The 18,408-nt window shown below is 40.6% G+C and carries 18 protein-coding genes; all 18 read left to right on the forward strand.

Annotated features, from left to right (window positions below; translation table 11 throughout):
• Window positions 1-86: 86 nt before the first annotated feature.
• The 18 genes from ACI3ES_RS00745 (at window position 87) to phnE (ACI3ES_RS00830) (ending at window position 18,374) form a co-directional block, all read left to right on the forward strand.
• Window positions 87-1,598, forward strand: coding sequence for an MDR family MFS transporter (locus ACI3ES_RS00745; protein ID WP_080518869.1), 1,512 nt, complete (start codon window positions 87-89; stop codon window positions 1,596-1,598).
• Window positions 1,598-2,275: a DUF4811 domain-containing protein gene (locus ACI3ES_RS00750; protein ID WP_114667401.1), complete on the forward strand. Its 678-nt coding sequence runs from the start codon at window positions 1,598-1,600 to the stop codon at window positions 2,273-2,275. The genes ACI3ES_RS00745 and ACI3ES_RS00750 overlap by 1 nt, the downstream gene beginning before the upstream one ends.
• 275 nt (window positions 2,276-2,550) lie before the next feature.
• Window positions 2,551-2,751, forward strand: coding sequence for a cold-shock protein (locus ACI3ES_RS00755; RefSeq protein ID WP_004912309.1), 201 nt, complete (start codon window positions 2,551-2,553; stop codon window positions 2,749-2,751).
• A gap of 108 nt (window positions 2,752-2,859) precedes the next feature.
• Window positions 2,860-3,573, forward strand: coding sequence for a 2,3-diphosphoglycerate-dependent phosphoglycerate mutase (gene gpmA / locus ACI3ES_RS00760; RefSeq protein ID WP_004912306.1), 714 nt, complete (start codon window positions 2,860-2,862; stop codon window positions 3,571-3,573).
• A gap of 245 nt (window positions 3,574-3,818) precedes the next feature.
• A complete protein-coding gene (gene nagE, locus ACI3ES_RS00765) occupies window positions 3,819-5,816 on the forward strand; it encodes an N-acetylglucosamine-specific PTS transporter subunit IIBC (protein ID WP_114667400.1) in 1,998 nt (665 codons plus the stop codon).
• A 453-nt stretch (window positions 5,817-6,269) separates the two neighbouring features.
• Entirely contained in the window at window positions 6,270-7,544 is a 1,275-nt protein-coding gene (locus ACI3ES_RS00770; RefSeq protein ID WP_407631998.1) for a uracil-xanthine permease family protein, read from the forward strand.
• 305 nt (window positions 7,545-7,849) lie between these two features.
• Complete coding sequence (gene atpB / locus ACI3ES_RS00775; RefSeq protein WP_004911735.1) at window positions 7,850-8,575, forward strand: F0F1 ATP synthase subunit A; 726 nt, start codon at window positions 7,850-7,852, stop codon at window positions 8,573-8,575.
• 168 nt (window positions 8,576-8,743) lie between these two features.
• Window positions 8,744-8,971: a F0F1 ATP synthase subunit C gene (gene atpE / locus ACI3ES_RS00780; protein ID WP_004902064.1), complete on the forward strand. Its 228-nt coding sequence runs from the start codon at window positions 8,744-8,746 to the stop codon at window positions 8,969-8,971.
• Window positions 8,972-8,997: 26 nt separating this feature from the next.
• The gene (gene atpF, locus ACI3ES_RS00785) at window positions 8,998-9,501 is read left to right on the forward strand and encodes a F0F1 ATP synthase subunit B (RefSeq protein ID WP_114667399.1); all 504 of its coding nucleotides are present in this window, start codon (window positions 8,998-9,000) and stop codon (window positions 9,499-9,501) included.
• 11 nt (window positions 9,502-9,512) lie between these two features.
• Window positions 9,513-10,055, forward strand: a complete 543-nt coding sequence (gene atpH / locus ACI3ES_RS00790; RefSeq protein ID WP_080518871.1) for an ATP synthase F1 subunit delta — start codon at window positions 9,513-9,515, stop codon at window positions 10,053-10,055.
• Between the two features lie 12 nt (window positions 10,056-10,067).
• Window positions 10,068-11,585 (forward strand): F0F1 ATP synthase subunit alpha, encoded by a 1,518-nt coding sequence (atpA, locus tag ACI3ES_RS00795; protein ID WP_114667398.1) that lies wholly within the window; start codon window positions 10,068-10,070, stop codon window positions 11,583-11,585.
• 14 nt (window positions 11,586-11,599) lie between these two features.
• Entirely contained in the window at window positions 11,600-12,508 is a 909-nt protein-coding gene (locus ACI3ES_RS00800) for a F0F1 ATP synthase subunit gamma (RefSeq protein WP_004911728.1), read from the forward strand.
• A gap of 147 nt (window positions 12,509-12,655) precedes the next feature.
• Entirely contained in the window at window positions 12,656-14,056 is a 1,401-nt protein-coding gene (gene atpD, locus ACI3ES_RS00805) for a F0F1 ATP synthase subunit beta (RefSeq protein WP_004911725.1), read from the forward strand.
• Between the two features lie 14 nt (window positions 14,057-14,070).
• Window positions 14,071-14,514, forward strand: a complete 444-nt coding sequence (locus ACI3ES_RS00810; protein WP_114667397.1) for a F0F1 ATP synthase subunit epsilon — start codon at window positions 14,071-14,073, stop codon at window positions 14,512-14,514.
• Window positions 14,515-14,847: 333 nt separating this feature from the next.
• Window positions 14,848-15,891 (forward strand): phosphate/phosphite/phosphonate ABC transporter substrate-binding protein, encoded by a 1,044-nt coding sequence (locus tag ACI3ES_RS00815; protein WP_114667396.1) that lies wholly within the window; start codon window positions 14,848-14,850, stop codon window positions 15,889-15,891.
• 95 nt (window positions 15,892-15,986) lie between these two features.
• Entirely contained in the window at window positions 15,987-16,733 is a 747-nt protein-coding gene (gene phnC / locus ACI3ES_RS00820; protein WP_114667395.1) for a phosphonate ABC transporter ATP-binding protein, read from the forward strand.
• A complete protein-coding gene (gene phnE / locus ACI3ES_RS00825; RefSeq protein ID WP_004911713.1) occupies window positions 16,733-17,554 on the forward strand; it encodes a phosphonate ABC transporter, permease protein PhnE in 822 nt (273 codons plus the stop codon). The genes phnC and phnE (ACI3ES_RS00825) overlap by 1 nt, the downstream gene beginning before the upstream one ends.
• A gap of 10 nt (window positions 17,555-17,564) precedes the next feature.
• Complete coding sequence (gene phnE / locus ACI3ES_RS00830; RefSeq protein WP_114667394.1) at window positions 17,565-18,374, forward strand: phosphonate ABC transporter, permease protein PhnE; 810 nt, start codon at window positions 17,565-17,567, stop codon at window positions 18,372-18,374.
• Window positions 18,375-18,408: the final 34 nt, after the last annotated feature.

The raw sequence follows: 18,408 nt of genomic DNA on the forward strand, positions 1-18,408 counted from the left end.
TTTAAAGCGTAAAATAGCTTTTTGAACCTAACGAAGAACTAAAGTGTTTTCTGTAAATAGCAGAAAACGAATGAAAGGATTTTGATATGTCGGATAAAATAGTAGACACAAAGGGGAAACCAGTCAACCGCATCGCCATGATGATTGTGTTGTTGGTCGGTGTGTTCTCTGTAATGCTGATGCAAACAGCTTTGGGGACAGCATTACCTGCATTGATGAAAGCGTTTGATGTTAACGCCTCAACAGTGCAATGGTTGACAACCATTTTCTTAATGGCTAACGGGATTATGGTGCCGGTTTCAGCTTACTTAACAACACGAATTCAAACAAAAACATTGTATCTATCAGCGCTTGGGTTGTTCACTGCTGGTACATTGCTGGCGTTTGTGACACCAACTAATGCCTTTTGGATGCTCATGGTGGCACGTGTTTTGCAAGCTATGGCTGTTGGTGTTTTGATGCCATTGATGCAAGTGATTTCGTTGAATTTATTTGACGCAGAGTCCCGTGGTAAAGCGATGGGTCTTGGTGGATTAGTTGTTGGAATGGCACCTGCCATTGGACCAACACTGTCAGGTTGGATTTTGGAAAAAGATCACACTATTTTGGGCTTCACGCTTGAAAATTCATGGCGTTCAATCTTTGGCGTTATTCTACCAGTTGTTATTTTAGTCATGATTGCTTCATTTGTTTATTTCCGCAACATTTTACCAACGAAAAAAGTGACACTAAATGTGCGCTCTTTGATTGAATCAACGTTTGGATTTGGTCTAATTTTGTTTGGATTTGCCATGGTTTCAGACCACGGATGGGGTGATTTTGGTTGGGTTATTCTGCCATTAATTGCTGGATTGTTGATTACAATTGAATTTATGTGGCATCAATCTCGCATGGAGAAGCCATTCTTGGATATGTCTGTCTTCAAGTCTAAGCAATTTACCATTACGACAATATTAGTGTCACTAGCTATGATGGCTATGATTGGTGTTGAAATGGTTTTGCCAATTTATATGCAAAATATCCGAGGCTTAACGCCGTTGGATTCTGGTTTGACGTTACTTCCCGGCGCGTTGATGATGGGAATTATGTCACCGATTGCTGGTGCTTTCTACGATAAGCATGGGGCCAAGCGCTTAGCCGTTACTGGATTTTCTATTTTGTTGATTGGTACGGTACCGCTATTTTATATGACCGCTGATACGTCGCAACACTTTATCACAGCACTATACACATTACGTATGTTTGGTATTGCGATGACAATGATGCCGTTGACAGCTTCGGCTATGGGTGCTTTGTCACCTGAAACAGCCGCCCAAGGAACAGCTGCCAACAACACGATGCGTCAAATTGCTTCTTCATTGGGAACGGCAATTTTGGCATCAGTCATGCAGTCTGTTACTGACAACAATAAGCCAGCTGCTTCACTTAAAGGCCAAGATCCATTGTCATATGCTAATAAGTTAATAGATGCAACATTGAACGGCTTCCACGCTTCATTCTTGTTGGCCGCAGGATTTGCTCTTGTTGCATTGTTAATTACATTCTTACTACACAGTGGCAAAATTAACACACCAGCACACAAGGAGGACGCAGCCTAATGATTATTTTGTTGATAGCGTTATTTGCTATTTTGGCCTTTGTAGCCAATATGATGATTACCAATCGTGGTATACGTATTGTAACAACAGTGATTATGTTTGTTGGGTTGATTGCAAGTGTTGCTGGCGTTGCGGCTAACATGAATTCACACTACGGTATGAAGGAAGTCACCACGACAACCAAAAAACAAATCTACACAGCCGGAACGGCGTCACAGGGATTTGGTCTATTGCTTTATCAAGGTGTTGGTACAAACGGCGCTGAAAATGTCTATGTTTACCGTGCCACAGACAATGCTAAAAAGACAACTGTTGCAAAGCCCAACTTGAATACCAGTTCTCGTATGTCTAATATTTCCGGAAATAAAGCTTACAAAATTACGAAAACAACGCGTTATGTCTATAAAAATGCCACAATGCGGTTGATGTTTGGTATTGGTGGCAATAATCACCAACTTAAAAATAAGCATGTTGTTTATCAAGTGCCGAGCACTTGGGTTGCTTTGACGACGACTCAAGCTAAGTCATTGCAATCAAAAATGACACCAAAGACAGATGCTGAAAAGCAAGCACTAGCCCAACAACAAGCACAGTTAGCTGCTTTGGCAAAAACGGATCCAGACAAAGCGGCACAATTACAAGTTGCAGCAGTCAAAAAAGCGTTAAATATTAAATAATGTGTCATCAACGTTTTCGCCTTAAACAGGTCGAAAACGTTTTTTTGATACAATTGCAGTTGTTTTTAATCGGTGAAAAAATTAATCCAATAATTGGGAGTAAAAAAGAACTACGGTTATTAGTGTATTACTTGCTAATTTCTGTGAATGTGTTACACTAATGGGGTAATAAAAGTTTTTGATTTTGATTTGTTTTTTTCGGAAGGCGCTCAGTACCAATTATTTTAGATTACGAACAATATTACTTGGTGAGCACACCAAAGGAGAAACATATCATGGAAAAAGGCACAGTAAAGTGGTTTAACGGCGAAAAGGGTTACGGATTCATCACACGCGAAAACGGCGAAGATGTATTTGCACACTTCTCAGCAATCCAAGGCGACGGCTTCAAGACTCTTGACGAAGGTCAAGCAGTTACTTTCGAAGTTGAAAGTGGTGACCGCGGTTTGCAAGCTGTTAACATCGTTAAGGGCTAATAACCAATTAGAAAGAACTCGCTTCGGCGAGTTTTTTTGTGTCGTGATTTCGTGGTATAATGATATCGTTACGATTAACACAAACATAAACTAAGGAGTTTAGAACAAATGGCTAAATTAGTACTAATCCGTCATGGTCAAAGTGAATGGAACGCATTGAACTTATTCAATGGTTGGATTGACACAAAGTTGTCAGACAAGGGTGTTGAACAAGCAAAGGAAGCTGGCGAATTGTTGGCTGCCGAAGGCATCCAATTTGATCAGGCTTATACATCAGTTTTGACACGTGCAATTACAACATTGCACTACGCTTTGGAAGAGGCTGGTCAATTGTTTATTCCTGAAGAGAAGTCATGGCGCCTTAACGAACGTCACTATGGCGCTTTGCAAGGTCAAAATAAGGCTGAAGCTGCTGAAAAGTGGGGCGACGAACAAGTTCACATTTGGCGTCGTTCATACGATGTTTTGCCACCATTGTTGGACTCATACGATGAAACAATGACAGTTCAAGGCAAGACATATCCTGCGTTTGATCGTCGCTATGCCGATGTACCTGAAGGCGAATTGCCATTGGGTGAAAATTTGAAGATTACTTTGGAACGTGTATTACCTTTCTGGGAATCAAACATTTCAAAGGACTTGAAAGCTGGTAAAAACGTTGTCATTGCCGCTCACGGTAACTCGCTTCGTGCTTTAGCTAAGCATATCGAACACATCTCAGACGATGACATTTTGAATCTTGAAATTGCTAATGGACAACCACTAGTTTATGACTTGGATGACAATTTGGAAGTTGTATCAAAGACAACATTAACAAAATAAAGCTAATTATCATTCCTAGGTATACCAAAATTGGTATACCTTTTTTTATTGCTATCTTTTGCTTTTTTTAGTAGAAAAGTGTACATTGGTATATGTTGTGAAAACGATTTTGATATGTTATGAAAGTTTACATGAAAATGATTATTTGTCCTTAAAAGCGTTATTATCAGTAGTGTTATGTCAGTATAGGGAAAGGAATCACTAGATTTGTGTTACATTTGGCACAAATTGGAGTGTGTGAGGTTATGAAAGATTATTTTCAACGGATGGGCCGCTCATTGATGCTGCCGGTGGCAGTTTTACCAGCAGCTGCGATTTTAACAGGTATTGGTAATTGGCTACCAGCTACTTGGTTTATAAGCGGTGTTTTAAAGTTAGCTGGTGGTTCGATACTTGATATCTTAGCGCTTTTATTTGCGGTTGGCTTAGCTTTAGGAATGTCCAATAAAAAGGATGGGGCGGTTGCTTTGGCAGCAGTCGTTGGTTACGCGTTGACAGACTATGTGCTCCGTCCAGAAAATATTGCGACTTTGTTTGGTCAGAAAATAACAGCCGTCAACGCTGCTTTTGGTACACCAACGCACAACAATGTCTTATTTGGTATTGTTTCTGGTTTAGTTGCAGCAGCGCTTTTTGATAAATTTGGACAAACAAAATTGCCTCAAGCGCTGTCTTTTTTTAGTGGGAAGCGATTAGTACCGATTTTAACAGCTTTGGCGATGCTAATATTTAGTATTGTGATGATTGTGATTTGGCCGTTTGTTTACGCAGCATTAGTTGCTTTTGCAACAACCATTGCTAATCTTGGTTGGATTGGGGCAGGATTGTATGGCTTCTTTAACCGGTTACTGATTCCAACGGGGCTACATCATGCCCTGAATTCAGTCTTTTGGTTTAAAGTTGCCGGGATTAATGATATTGGTAATTTTTGGGATTCACATGGTGTTTTGGGCATTACTGGCCGTTATCAAGCAGGCTTTTTTCCAATTATGATGTTTGGTTTGCCGGCCGGTGCGTATGCCATTTATCGTAATGCGTTACCAGAGCAAAAAAAACGGATTGGTTCGTTAATGTTGGCAGCAGGTGTTGCCTCATTCTTTACAGGTGTGACAGAGCCTTTAGAGTTCTCATTCATGTTTGTTGCGTGGCCACTGTACTTGATTCACGCAGCTTTAACTGGTTTGAGCTTAGCAGTAGCGGCATTTTTCCATTGGACATCTGGCTTTGGTTTTTCGGCAGGGTTAGTCGACTACGTATTAGCGTTCAAAATGCCTTTGGCTAACAAGCCTTATATGTTGTTACTGCAAGGGGTTGTGTTTGCGATTTTGTATTATGTGATTTTTAATTTTGCCATTCAAAAATTCAACTTGATGACACCCGGTCGTGATCCAAAAGAAAATGATGTGCCAGAAAGCACTGTGCCGTCGCGTCCGTCGACAGAAGATAAGTATTTACGCAGTGCGCGTGTCATTTGGCAAGCGTTGGGCGGAGATAATGCAAAAGATAATTTAACTTATTTATATAATTGTACGACGCGTTTACGTTACAAAATGACTGATACGGCATTGGCCGATGTTAACGCGCTAAAACATGCTCCGGGTGTTATGGGTGTTAATGTTTTAGACCAGCATCAAATTCATATTGTGATTGGGCCAGATGTGCAATTTGTGGCAGATAATATTCAAAACATTTATGACGGCAACTTGTCACCGATGCTGGCGACACCATTAAAATCAAGCGAAATGACAACCGCGAGGACGACAACACCAGTTAACCATACGACAGTTGAATCACTTTTTGCGGTAGCTGATGGGCAACTTTTACATTTGGAACATGTCAAAGATGATACGTTTGCCAGCAAAGTGATGGGAGATGGTTTTGCAATTGAGCCTATTAATGGTAATGTTTTATCGCCGATTGATGGTGAAATTACAATGATTGCACCAACACAACATGCTATTGGTATTAAAACAGAGCGTGGTACAGATGTGTTGGTTCACATGGGCATTGACACAGTCGCTATGAATGGCGCGCCATTTGATCTTAAAATTGCCGTCGGTGATCATGTCAAACATGGGGATTTACTGGCAGATATGAACATTGAAGCAATTCATCAAGCTGACAAAATGGCAACGATTATGGTGATTTGCCTCGAATTACCAGAAACGGCCACCGTTAAAATTGATGACGAATTGGATTTTGATGGTCATGGTGGGAACTATGTCGGTCAAATAATGTACTAAAATATGGATAAAAAACAGTTGAAAGCGCTTACAAAGAATGATATACTATAGTTAATCAAATAAGAGGAGGCCATGAATGTCGCAAAACAATTTGACAGAAATTGAAGCAGTTCAAGGTAACGCCTCGCAGACCAAGGTTGAGATGATTTAATTATTCGAATCTGAATAAACAAATGCTAATGATAAAGCGCAATCAACTGAAGTCACAAAAGTACACAGGTTATCCGAATGATATATATGTAGCAGACAAATTTTGTCTGACCACCCCAAAAATAGTGGGATGACGTTGTGTACTGGCAAGGAGCGAGGTGTTGCGTGACAGTGGATGTTTCAGCAACACTATGCGTTTGCCGCGCATATTTGACAAAATTATATAACAAAAAACCTGACATCATCGTGCATGAGGTCAGGTTTTTTGTATATAATAGATTCAATACGTTCAGGAGAGTAATTATGTCAGAAAATACCAATAGCAATGCTATCTATGATCTTCATGACAAACCACCATTTTTAGTTTGGCTTGGATTATCATTGCAGCATTTGTTTTCAATGTTTGGCGCAACAGTCTTAGTACCGTTGCTAGTTGGGTTAAATCCCGGCGTAGCCTTGTTTACTTCGGGAGTCGGCACACTCTTACATCTATTGATTACGCGTGGTAAAGTGCCGGCATACATGGGCTCAAGTTTTGCCTTTATTATACCAATGGCTTCGCTTTTGAAAACAATTGGCTATCCTGCCGTCGCGCAAGGTATCATTTCTGTTGGTCTAGTTTATTTAATTGTTGCGCTTGTCGTTACTTTTACAGGAACTGGTTGGATCGAATACATTTTTCCAGCGGAAGTTGTTGGTCCGATTATTATGGTTATCGGTCTGAGTTTAGCTGGTTCAGCTGCTAGCTCTGCGACAATGCTTAACAATAAATATGATTGGCGCGTCTTTGTTGTCGCTTTGGTTACACTCCTTGCGACAATTGCATTTAATATGTTCTTAAAGGGATTCTTGAGTTTGCTGCCTGTGTTGCTGGGAATTATATTTGGTTATATTGTCGCGTTAATGGTTGGTCTAGTTGACCTAAGCCCAGTTGCTTCAGCGCACTGGTTCCAATTACCTAACTTTGAAACCTTTATTGGTAAAAATGGCTTCGTCTTTTATCCGGCAGCGGTGCTGAGCATGGCGCCTTTGGCGTTAGTAACCCTATCAGAACATTTAGGTCATTTGATGGTATTGTCTAAAATTACTGGGCATGATTTTTTCGCTAATCCTGGCTTGAAACGTACGTTAACTGGTGATGGTACGGCTTCAGTAGTCGCTGGATTGGTTGGTGGACCTGCAGTAACGTCATACGGGGAAAACATTGGTGTGATGCAGTTAAGTCGTGTTTACTCAGTATGGGTTATTGGTGGTGCGGCATTTTTCGCCGTTGTTTTCAGTTTCATTGGTAAGTTATCTGCATTGATTTCAACTATTCCTGGTGCCGTTACTGGTGGTGTTGGTTTCATGCTTTACGGTGTCATTGCGGCGGCGGGACTGCAGGTCATTGTAGACAATAAGGTTGATTACAGTAAAAAGCGCAATTTAATGATTGCTGCACCGATTCTTGTGGTTGGTATTGGTAATTTCCATTTACAGTTAAGTTCGCAAGTGGACTTTTCAGGTGTCGCTATTGCTACCGTTTTGGGAATTGTGTTGAATCTAGTTTTGCCAAAAGTGGCTGCTAGTGAAAAGTAATTTGAATAAACTTTGCGAAAAGGTGTTGTGTTAGGCTAAAAATGCTGAAACACAACCCTTTTTTGATTGAAATTGTGATGAAATAATCTTGTTGCCAATCGAAATTAATCAGTCAAAATTTTAATTTATGGGCGTTGATAACTATGTTGACAACCTTACAAAGTCAAGATAATAAAAAGTTTGTGAAAAAGGTCGCGCTAAGTGGTTGAAATTCAAACTGAAAGGCGTATCATAGATTTATATTATGACGAATAGCCGAAATACTTACGACCATTTCGCCAAATATTTGAGAAAGGAGAAGGCGCATGGATGACCCAATGGCAACGTTTGAGTTTCTTGGTTTGACCTTTGATTGGACCACCATTATTTCAACGTTGCTGGCTATGGCGATTGTTGTCATTGTCTCAGTTGTATTGACCCGCAATCTTAGTGTAAAACCTAACAAGCGGCAAAATGTGATTGAATATTTGTTAGATTTCACGAACGGTATCGTTGGTGGACAACTATCAAAAAAACAAGCACGTCAATTTGGTTTGTTCGCATTTACATTGTTTTTCTTTATAATTGTGTCAAACGAAATGGGCTTGCTGTTACAAATTAAGCTTGGTGATGGTGTGACTTATATTAAGTCACCAACGGCCAACCCAATTGTAACAATGACTTTGGCAATTATGTCGTTAATGGTAGCTCATGGTATGGGCGTGCAGGAACTTGGCTTTAAGGGCTATATCAAGAATATGTTCTTCACACCGTATTCATGGATGTTACCATTGAATATTATCGAACAATTAGCCAATTTCTTGACGTTGTCACTGCGTTTGTTTGGTAACATCTTCGCTGGTGAAATGTTGCTGACACTCGTAGCTAACAGTTTGGCATGGCCAGGACACTTTAATGGTCTTTGGTCAGTGTTGTCATTGCCAATCGAAATGGTTTGGCAAGGATTTTCACTCTTTATTGGTGCCATTCAAGCATACGTATTTGTTATTTTGACGGGTGTGTTTATTTCACAATTGTCAGGTAATGAATAGTGTTGTTGGAGCAAATGGGATTTGTGCCACAATCACACTAAACCTAGTTGTTTAATGGGGTTATGACACGAGTTGGTTTGCCAAAAGAACGCGAGAGCGTATCATCTATATAGTATAAAGTGTGTGGTATGGGGACCCCTACTACACGGTACAATAAGGAGAAATCTAATGGATTTGCACAATCTTGGTGTAATCGCAGCAGGTCTTGCAGCTGCTGGAGCTGCCGTTGGTGGTGGTATTGGTAACGGTGTTTTGATCTCACAGTTCTTGGCAGGTATGAGCCGCCAACCTGAACTTGAAAGTCGTTTGTTGTCACGTATGTTCTTGGGTGTCGCGTTGGTCGAAGTTATGCCAATTTTGTCAATCGTCTTCGCCTTCATGTTGATGGGCAAGTAATCACATAATAGTAGCGGAGGAAAATCATGTTGGGATTAACAACATTAGCAGCACTTCCATTGGGAAATATGCTGTTTATTATCATTGCCTTCCTCTTGTTGATGCTCATTTTGAAGAAGGTGGCCTACGGACCATTGACAAAAATTCTTGACGAACGTGCAGATAAAATTTCTTCTGATATTGATGGAGCTGAATCAGCTCGTCAAGAGGCAGAACAATTAGCATCACAACGTCAATCTGAGCTAGCCGAGACGCGTCAAAACGCCACAAAAGTGGTAGCAGATGCCAAGGCAAGTGCTCAAAAGCAAAGTGATTCATTGATTGCTGCTGCAACTGATCGCGCAGCTTCAATTAACCAACAAGCTCAGACGGATGCACAAAAGCTCAAGGATGACGCAATTTCTGGTGCAAAAGATGATGTAGCAGCCCTTTCAGTGGCTATTGCGTCAAAGTTGATGCAAAAGGAATTGTCGTTGAATGATCAACAAGCATTAATTGATGCTTACATTTCAGATTTAGAAACTAAATAAGGAGTATTGGGATGGCAAAAAATATTAAAGATATTGCTGACCAATACGCCAAAGCAATTTTTGAGCTAGCAAGTGAACAAAATCAGCTTGATGATGTCTTGCGTGACTTAGAAACGATTCAAAAGTTAATCACTGAGAATCCAAGTTTTGTAACTGTTGTGACTGCTTCGGATTTAACGACGACAGATCGTGAACAATTGTTACAGACGCTCACAAAAGGCGCAGCGGAGTCAATTCAAAATTTGGTTAAGCTGTTGGCACGTAATGATCGCATAGACATTTTGTCTTTGGTCATTGATCAATTTGTCAATCATTATAATGAGGCCAAAGGTATCGTTGATGTCAAAGCAACGACAGCTGTTGCTTTAGATGACCAACGTTTAGATAAATTAGCGACCGTATTTGCAACCAAGACGGGTGCAAAACAAGTTAATATTGAAAACGTAGTTGATAGCAGCATCCTTGGTGGTGTTATCTTGCAATCACAATCAATTTTGATTGATGGTAGCTTACAAACAAAAATTGCCAAAATGAAGGCACAATTATTAGGTTAGTGAGGAAGAATAATGGCTATTCAAGCTGAAGAAATATCTGCTTTAATTAAGCAACAGCTCGAAAAGTTCGACACAACGCTAACTGTAGAAGAAGTGGGAACTGTCACTTATGTTGGTGATGGTGTGGCCCGTGCAACTGGCTTGGCTAACGCCTTGGCTGGTGAACTTGTCGAATTTGCTAATGGCACTTACGGCATGGCCCAAAACCTCGAATCAAACGAAGTCGGTATCATCATTCTTGGTGGTTTTGACGACATTCGTGAAGGTGACACAGTAAAGCGTACTGGCCGTATCATGGAAGTGCCAGTTGGCGAACAATTAATCGGACGCGTTGTAAATGCTTTGGGTCAACCAATTGATGGATTGGGTGATATCAAAACTGATAAGACACGCCCTGTTGAAGTAAAAGCACCCGGTGTTATGCAACGTAAATCAGTTTTTGAACCGTTGCAAACTGGAATTAAAGCAATCGATGCCCTTGTTCCTATTGGACGAGGACAACGTGAATTGATTATTGGTGACCGTAAGACTGGTAAAACGTCTTTGGCTATCGATACAATTTTGAACCAAAAAGATCAAAACATGATTGTTATCTATGTGGCTATTGGTCAAAAGGATTCAACTGTGCGTACACAAGTTGAAACTTTGCGCCAAATGGGTGCTATGGATTACACAATCGTTGTTAACGCTGGTCCTTCTGAACCAGCTCCTATGTTGTATTTGGCGCCTTATGTCGGTGCAGCAATGGGTGAAGAATTTATGTACAATGGCAAGCACGTGTTGATCGTGTACGACGATTTGTCAAAGCAGGCTACGGCTTACCGTGAACTGTCATTGATTCTTCGTCGTCCGCCCGGACGTGAAGCTTATCCCGGTGATGTTTTCTACTTGCATTCACGTTTGCTAGAACGTGCTGCCAAGTTAAGTGATGAATTAGGTGGTGGTTCAATGACTGCTTTGCCATTCATCGAAACACAAGCCGGCGATGTTTCAGCATATATTCCAACCAACGTTATTTCAATTACCGATGGTCAAGTGTTCTTGGATGCTGATCAATTCTATGCTGGTGTTCGTCCTGCTATTGATGCTGGAACTTCTGTTTCTCGTGTTGGTGGTGATGCACAAATCAAAGCTATGAAGAAGGTTGCTGGTACGTTGCGTTTGGATTTGGCTTCTTTCCGTGAATTGGAAAGTTTCGCCCAATTCGGATCTGACTTGGATTCAGCGACACAAGCAAAGTTGGCTCGTGGTCGCCGCACAGTTGAAGTGCTGAAGCAACCATTACACAAGCCAATGCCAGTACAACATCAGGTTGTTGTCTTGTATGCTTTGACACATGGTTACTTGGATGATGTTGCTGTCGAAGATATTCAACGTTTCCAAGATGAATTAATTGCTTATGTTGACGCCAATGCGTCTGGTTTGTTTAAGACAATTGTTGAAACCAAGAACTTACCTGAAGAGGCTGATTTGAATGCAGCAATTGAGGCCTTTAAGGCTGGCTTTGCTGGATCTGAATCAGCAGAATAAAAGGAGGCGCTGCAATGGCTTCTTTGCAAGATATTCAGCGTCGTATTTCATCAACTAAGAAAACGCGCCAAATTACGAGTGCCATGCAAATGGTTTCAACGGCCAAGTTGAGTCAAATTCAAAAGTATAGTGCTGGATATGGTGCTTATGCTGCTCGTTTAGAGACGGTGGTTGAACATCTTGTCTCTGCACATCTTTTCGATAATGCGGATGCTGAACATATTCCGTTGATTGCACAACGTCCAATCCAAAAAACAGGTATCTTGGTGGTAACATCAGACCGTGGTTTGGTTGGTTCATATAACGCCAACGTTATTAAGCAAACCAATGCATTATTAGAGAAATTGAATTTGGATACCACTAACACAGCTATTCTTGCTGTGGGTGGTAATGGTGCCGATTTCTACAAAAAACGTGGGTTTGAAGTGATTTTAGAACATCGCGGTGTCTCGGATGTGCCATCATTCAACGAAATTCGTTCTGTTGTCAAAACAGTAACGAGTTTGTATGAAACTGGCGTATTTGATGCCTTGCATGTTGTGTATAACCACTTCGTTAACCGATTGACTAGTGAGTACCGTGATGTCCAGTTATTGCCACTAACGACAGATACGTTGGAAGCAATGGGTGGAACAGAAGCGCAAAAAGCGGAACTAGACGTTCAATCTACGTATGAAATCGAACCAGACACAACGGCAGTGTTGAATGTTGTCTTACCACAATTTGCACAAAGCTTAGTGTATGAAGCGGTGCTTGACGCAAAAACGGCTGAACATGCGGCTTCATCAACTGCGATGAAGGGCGCTACTGATAACGCTAAGGACCTAATTGGTCGTTTAGAGTTACAGTTTAACCGAGCACGTCAAGCAGCGATTACGACCGAAATTACAGAAATTACTGGTGGTATGGCTGCGTTAGAGTAAGCCGACTGTCACATTAAATAAAACACAACTACTGTTTGTGTAGCATGCATCAATAATTGCCCGATATCAAAACTATTTGTGATGACACATTTGGACAGATGATAAAGGTAATTCAGTTATTGATGTTTATCATGAAAGGAAACGACAATGAGTACTGGAAAAGTCGTACAAGTGATTGGTCCGGTCGTTGATGTTGCGTTTGAAGCTGGCCAACAAGTGCCAGATATTAACAATGCGCTTGTCATTGACAAAGGCGAAGGCCAAACATTAACAGTTGAAGTATCTTTGGCATTAGGTGACGGGATTGTCCGTAGTATTGCCATGGATTCAACAGATGGACTTCAACGCGGTATGTCAGTCACTGATACTGGTAAGCCAATCCAAGTCCCAGTTGGTGAAGCAACATTAGGACGCGTGTTCAACGTTTTGGGAGAACCTGTCGACAACAATGGCGAAATTGCCAATGATGTCCCACGTAGTTCAATCCACCGTGAAGCGCCTAAATATGACGAATTAACAAACTCAACCGAAATTTTGGAAACGGGTATTAAGGTTATTGATTTATTGGCACCTTATGTTCGTGGTGGAAAAATTGGTTTGTTTGGTGGTGCCGGTGTTGGAAAAACAGTTCTAATCCAAGAATTGATTCACAATATTGCACAAGGACACAATGGTATTTCAGTCTTCACAGGTGTCGGAGAACGTACCCGTGAAGGTAATGATATGTACCACGAAATGGAAGAATCAGGCGTTTTGAAACAAACAGCCATGGTTTATGGTCAAATGAACGAACCACCAGGTGCACGTATGCGTGTTGCTTTGACTGGTTTGACAATGGCTGAAAACTTCCGTGACAATGAAGGTAAGGATGTGTTGTTGTTTATTGATAACATTTTCCGTTTCACTCAAGCTGGTTCTGAAGTGTCAGCCTTGTTGGGCCGTATTCCATCAGCCGTTGGTTACCAGCCAACGTTGGCAACAGAAATGGGACAATTGCAGGAACGAATTACTTCAACTAAGAAGGGTTCAGTTACCTCAATTCAAGCCGTTTATGTGCCTGCCGATGATTATACTGATCCGGCGCCTGCCACAACATTTGCGCACTTGGATGCAACAACCAACTTGGAGCGTTCATTGACACAGCAAGGTATTTATCCTGCGGTTGATCCTCTAGCATCAACTTCATCAGCTTTGGATCCACAAATCGTTGGTCAAGAGCACTATGAAGTTGCTACTGAAGTGCAACGTACTTTGCAACGTTATCGCGAATTGCAAGATATTATCTCAATTTTGGGTATGGATGAATTGTCAGATGAAGAGAAAACGACTGTTAACCGTGCACGTCGTATTCAATTCTTCTTGTCACAACCATTCTCAGTTGCTGAGACGTTTACTGGTATCAATGGTGAATATGTACCAGTTGCTGAAACTGTACGTTCATTCAAGGAAATTTTGGATGGCAAATATGATGATTTGCCTGAAGATGCGTTCCGTAACGTTGGTGCTATTGAACAAGTTGTTGAAAAAGCCAAGACAATGGCCCAATAAGGGGGTATTGACATATGGCAGATGAAACAACTGCAACACACGGCATCCAAGTTCAAATTGTTACGCCAGCTGGGGATATTTACAATGAAAGCGGTATTGATATCGCAATTGTAAATACGCAAGGTGGTCAAATTGGAATTATGGCAAAACACGTTCCTATCTTAGCTGCATTGACGATTGATGAATTAATTGTCAAGCGTGGTGATGATAAAGAATCATTGGCCGTAAATGGTGGTATTGCTGAATTTTCTAATAACATTTTGACAGTGATTGCTGACAGTGCTGAAACATCTGACACAATTGATGTGTCACGTGCTGAAAGTGCTAAAGAACGTGCGGAAGCACGTTTAGCTCATGCCCAAGATGACAACAATGACGAAGAACTAAAGCGTGCACGTATTGCTTTGATGCGTGCCGTTAACCGAATTCACGTTGCTGCCTTGAAATCTGGACGTTAAATCAATTTACAAAAACCTCGAAATAGTTATTTCGGGGTTTTTATGATGGCATTAATTTGTATAAAAAGCGCTTACAAACTAAACGTTCGTATTTTTATTAAAAATCATGACGAATGTTCAGAACGTCCCGTACGTTAATTTTAAAAATGAGGAAATACTTAATAATTATTTTGCTATGATGATGATTTTTTTGGTAAAGTAGTATCTGGACAGACATTGAATTTTTCTTGACAAAAGTTTGACGAAAATTTGACAATGCTTGTGTAGAATAAACTGGTAACGCAATGGTTACTAAAACGAGAGAGACCGTTAAGGTCACAGGAGAACTGAATCATGAAACAGACTGCTAAGCAGATCATCCGTTTGAGTATGGTTTTTGCTGTTGCATTGATTGCTTTTGCAACATTGAGTGTGCAGAGCGCAAGTGCAGCAACTAAGACAATCAAGGAATTGAAAATCTATTTTGTTCCTTCAAAGCAACCTGATCAAATTGTAACAGCAACTAAGCCATTGAAAGGCTTGTTGAAAGCACAATTAAAAAAGCAAGGTTATAATGTTAAGAATGTTGATATCAAAGTAGGTACAAGTTATGAAGCTGCCGGAGAAGCGCTAACATCAGGGACTGCCGATGTTGGTTTCATTCCGGGTGGTACTTATGTGATGTATGAAGACGGCGTTCAAGTTTTGTTAACCGCAACTCGTGCTGGTTTAAATAAAGACTTTACTTCTGCTGCAAAGTGGAATGATGGTAAAGCGACTGAACCTACTAAAAAGCAAGCAGCGACATATCGTTCATTGTTTATCGCTGGTCCTTCTGCAAAGGGACAGGAATTGGCTAAGAAAATCAATGCAGGTAAAAAGTTGACATGGAAAGATTTGAACTCTGCTAAGTGGGGCTTGTCATCAACCACTTCTTCAGCCGGCTATATTTATCCATCATTGTGGTTGAATAAAAAGTACAATAAGACAGTGACTGACTTGTCAAATACAGTTCAGGTTGATTCATACGGTTCAGGTATGGCACGTTTAGCTTCTGGACAAATTGATATTTTGCCAGTTTATGCAGATGCACGTCGTGATTTTGCGGACGCATGGACAAAAGATTATAAGCAATCAAAGTCAATTTGGGCTGAAACAAATGTTATCGGCGTTTCACAACCAATCTACAACGACACAATTTCTGTTTCAAAGAAGTCAAAGATTATGACTAAGAAGTTTAAGTCAGCTTTGTCAAAGTCATTTATCAAATTGGCTAAGACTAAAGAAGGTAAAAAAGTGATTGCAATCTATTCACACGAAGGTTATGTTAAGGCAAAGTCATCTAACTATGACGGTGAACGTGCAGCACAAAAAGTGTTAAAAGAGTCAACTAAGTAAAAATCAACGACATTAATAAGCGGCTCCAGGGCTGCTTTTTATTGCGTTTGGTGCCTTAAATGGCGCCAATACATATTATAGTTTAGGAAGAAAAAATGATTAAATTTGAGCATGTTTCAAAAACGTACCCCAACGGTGTGAAGGGTTTGCAAGATATCAATTTAGAAATTGAAGATGGTGAATTTGTGGGGATTATCGGCATGTCTGGTGCTGGAAAGTCTACTTTTATTAGAACTATTAATCGGTTGAATGACATCACTGAAGGTAAATTGACGGTTGACGGTGTCGAAATTTCTAACTTGAAAGGGAAAGCATTACGCCGATTTCGTCGCAAGGTGGGTATGATTTTTCAGTCATATAACTTGGTGCCCCGTATTACGGTTATTCGTAATGTTATGAGTTCATTAGTACCAGATATGCCATTATGGCGAGTCATTTTGGGGCTATTCTCAAAGAATGATAAAATGCGTGCGTTAGAGGCGCTAGATCGTGTTTCGATGTTAGATAAGGCTTTTGTTAGAACTGATCAATTGTCTGGTGGACAGCAACAGCGTGTGTCATTGGCAAGAACTTTGGCACAAAATCCATCAGTGCTTTTGGCGGATGAACCAGTGGCTGCACTTGATCCTGTCACAGCGCATGAGGTAATGGACGATTTTAAACGCATTAATGACGAACTTGGTCAAACCGTTTTGATCAATATTCACCATGTCGACCTAGCTCTGGATTATGCCAAACGTATCATTGGTATTCGTTCTGGACGTGTGGTATATGACGGACCAGTTTCTGGTGTAACACAAGAAATTTTAGATAATATCTATTCAAAAGATGAGGCCGAATAATGTGGTGGTATGATAAATTATTTAAAGCTAAGAAATACACGTTAGCCAACGGTAAAACAGTCAGCCAAAAGTTTACGAGAACACCATTGATTTTGCTGATACTGTTAATTATTTTAATTATTTCAGTTGTTGTGACTGGTTTTAGTTTACCAACCTTATTTGCTAATTTTCAGCAGTTTTGGGTGGTCTTTGGCGATTTATTTCCACCAAAGTGGTCTTATTTTCCATCGGTTTGGCAACCCTTAATTGATACGATTAAAATGTCACTATTTGGATCTTTCTTTGGTGCAGTGGTGGCCCTGCCATTAGCAATATTGGCGGCTAACAATGTTACTAATAATCGATTCGTCAATCTTATTGTGCGGTTTGCGTTGACAGTGTTGCGGACATTGCCAACATTAGTTGCCGCCCTAATTGCGACTTATATTTTTGGATTAGGCACATTTGCTGGTACGGTTGCTATCTTTATGTTTAGTTTATCTTTTGTTGGTAAACAACTATTTGAGTATATTGAAACAGTGGACATGGGGGCGTATGAAGCCTTGATTGCCACAGGTGCAAATGCACCGCGAGCGTTTGTTACGGCTATTATGCCACAAATTTTGCCGACTTATTTGTCGACATCGTTATTTGCTTTTGAAGGTAATGTTCGCTATGCTGCCATTTTAGGTTATGTTGGCGCTGGTGGTATTGGTATGATTTTGAACCAAAAAATTGGTTGGCGTGAATTTCAAAGTGTTGGCATGATCTTGGTTTCATTATTTGTTGCCGTGGTGCTGATTGAAACATTGAGTCAACAACTACGAAAATTCTTGAGTTAAGGAGAACAACATGAATAAAAAACTAGAAGCTGTTCTGCTGACACAACCTAAACGTGCGAAATACTATATCACCGCTGCTATCATTGTATTGATTGCCTTGGTTTGGTCATCATCTGCTGTCAATCAAATGACTTTGACTGACAAAGGATGGCGAATTGGTTGGAATATCCTAGAAGGAATTGTGACACCAGACAAAGACCTATTATTCGGTGGTGGTGATACTGGTGTTGCCTATTTGATTTTGCAAACAATCGCAATTTCTTTTCTTGGGACACTAGTTGGTGCAATTATTGCGGTGCCATTGTCATTTATTTCAGCTACAAATATAGTGCCAAAACCAGTTGTCGTGGTAACACGATTTGTGATTATGGCGATTCGGACAGTACCATCATTGGTATATGGTTTGATGTTTATTCGCGTCACTGGGCCAGGACCATTTGCCGGTGTGATGACACTGGCAGTTGTCTCTATCGGTATGATTTCAAAACTATTTATTGAGACAATTGAAGATTTGGATTCGGGCATCTTGGAATCATTAGATGCAGCGGGTAGCACATTTTTCCAAAAAATCCGTTATGGTGTTTTGCCACAACTCAGTTCAGACTTTATCTCAATTCTTGCTTACCGATTTGATATGAATCTACGTGAAGCCACTATTTTAGGACTGGTTGGTGCTGGGGGCATTGGTGCGCCAATGATTTTTGCAATGAGTGGGTATGAGTGGCACAAAGTTGGGGCCATTCTAATTGGTCTGTTTGTGCTAATTTTTGTCATTGAGTACTTATCAGATAAATTACGTCAGCACTTACTACATGGTTAGAAGATGGGCAGCCTCATTGGCTGCCTTGTTTTTG

It is taken from the genome of Leuconostoc falkenbergense, from assembly GCF_045801155.1.
In the GTDB taxonomy this organism is placed as follows: Bacteria; Bacillota; Bacilli; order Lactobacillales; family Lactobacillaceae; genus Leuconostoc; species Leuconostoc falkenbergense.

Coding starts and splice junctions, on each gene's coding strand:
- phnC (WP_114667395.1), top strand. CDS start 15,987: ATGATTAAATTTGAGCATGTTTCAAAAACGTACCCCAACGGTGTGAAG.
- phnE (WP_004911713.1), top strand. CDS start 16,733: ATGTGGTGGTATGATAAATTATTTAAAGCTAAGAAATACACGTTAGCC.
- atpF (WP_114667399.1), top strand. CDS start 8,998: ATGTTGGGATTAACAACATTAGCAGCACTTCCATTGGGAAATATGCTG.
- gpmA (WP_004912306.1), top strand. CDS start 2,860: ATGGCTAAATTAGTACTAATCCGTCATGGTCAAAGTGAATGGAACGCA.
- atpB (WP_004911735.1), top strand. CDS start 7,850: ATGGATGACCCAATGGCAACGTTTGAGTTTCTTGGTTTGACCTTTGAT.
- atpA (WP_114667398.1), top strand. CDS start 10,068: ATGGCTATTCAAGCTGAAGAAATATCTGCTTTAATTAAGCAACAGCTC.
- ACI3ES_RS00755 (WP_004912309.1), top strand. CDS start 2,551: ATGGAAAAAGGCACAGTAAAGTGGTTTAACGGCGAAAAGGGTTACGGA.
- phnE (WP_114667394.1), top strand. CDS start 17,565: ATGAATAAAAAACTAGAAGCTGTTCTGCTGACACAACCTAAACGTGCG.
- atpD (WP_004911725.1), top strand. CDS start 12,656: ATGAGTACTGGAAAAGTCGTACAAGTGATTGGTCCGGTCGTTGATGTT.
- nagE (WP_114667400.1), top strand. CDS start 3,819: ATGAAAGATTATTTTCAACGGATGGGCCGCTCATTGATGCTGCCGGTG.
- atpH (WP_080518871.1), top strand. CDS start 9,513: ATGGCAAAAAATATTAAAGATATTGCTGACCAATACGCCAAAGCAATT.
- ACI3ES_RS00815 (WP_114667396.1), top strand. CDS start 14,848: ATGAAACAGACTGCTAAGCAGATCATCCGTTTGAGTATGGTTTTTGCT.
- ACI3ES_RS00810 (WP_114667397.1), top strand. CDS start 14,071: ATGGCAGATGAAACAACTGCAACACACGGCATCCAAGTTCAAATTGTT.
- atpE (WP_004902064.1), top strand. CDS start 8,744: ATGGATTTGCACAATCTTGGTGTAATCGCAGCAGGTCTTGCAGCTGCT.
- ACI3ES_RS00800 (WP_004911728.1), top strand. CDS start 11,600: ATGGCTTCTTTGCAAGATATTCAGCGTCGTATTTCATCAACTAAGAAA.
- ACI3ES_RS00770 (WP_407631998.1), top strand. CDS start 6,270: ATGTCAGAAAATACCAATAGCAATGCTATCTATGATCTTCATGACAAA.
- ACI3ES_RS00750 (WP_114667401.1), top strand. CDS start 1,598: ATGATTATTTTGTTGATAGCGTTATTTGCTATTTTGGCCTTTGTAGCC.
- ACI3ES_RS00745 (WP_080518869.1), top strand. CDS start 87: ATGTCGGATAAAATAGTAGACACAAAGGGGAAACCAGTCAACCGCATC.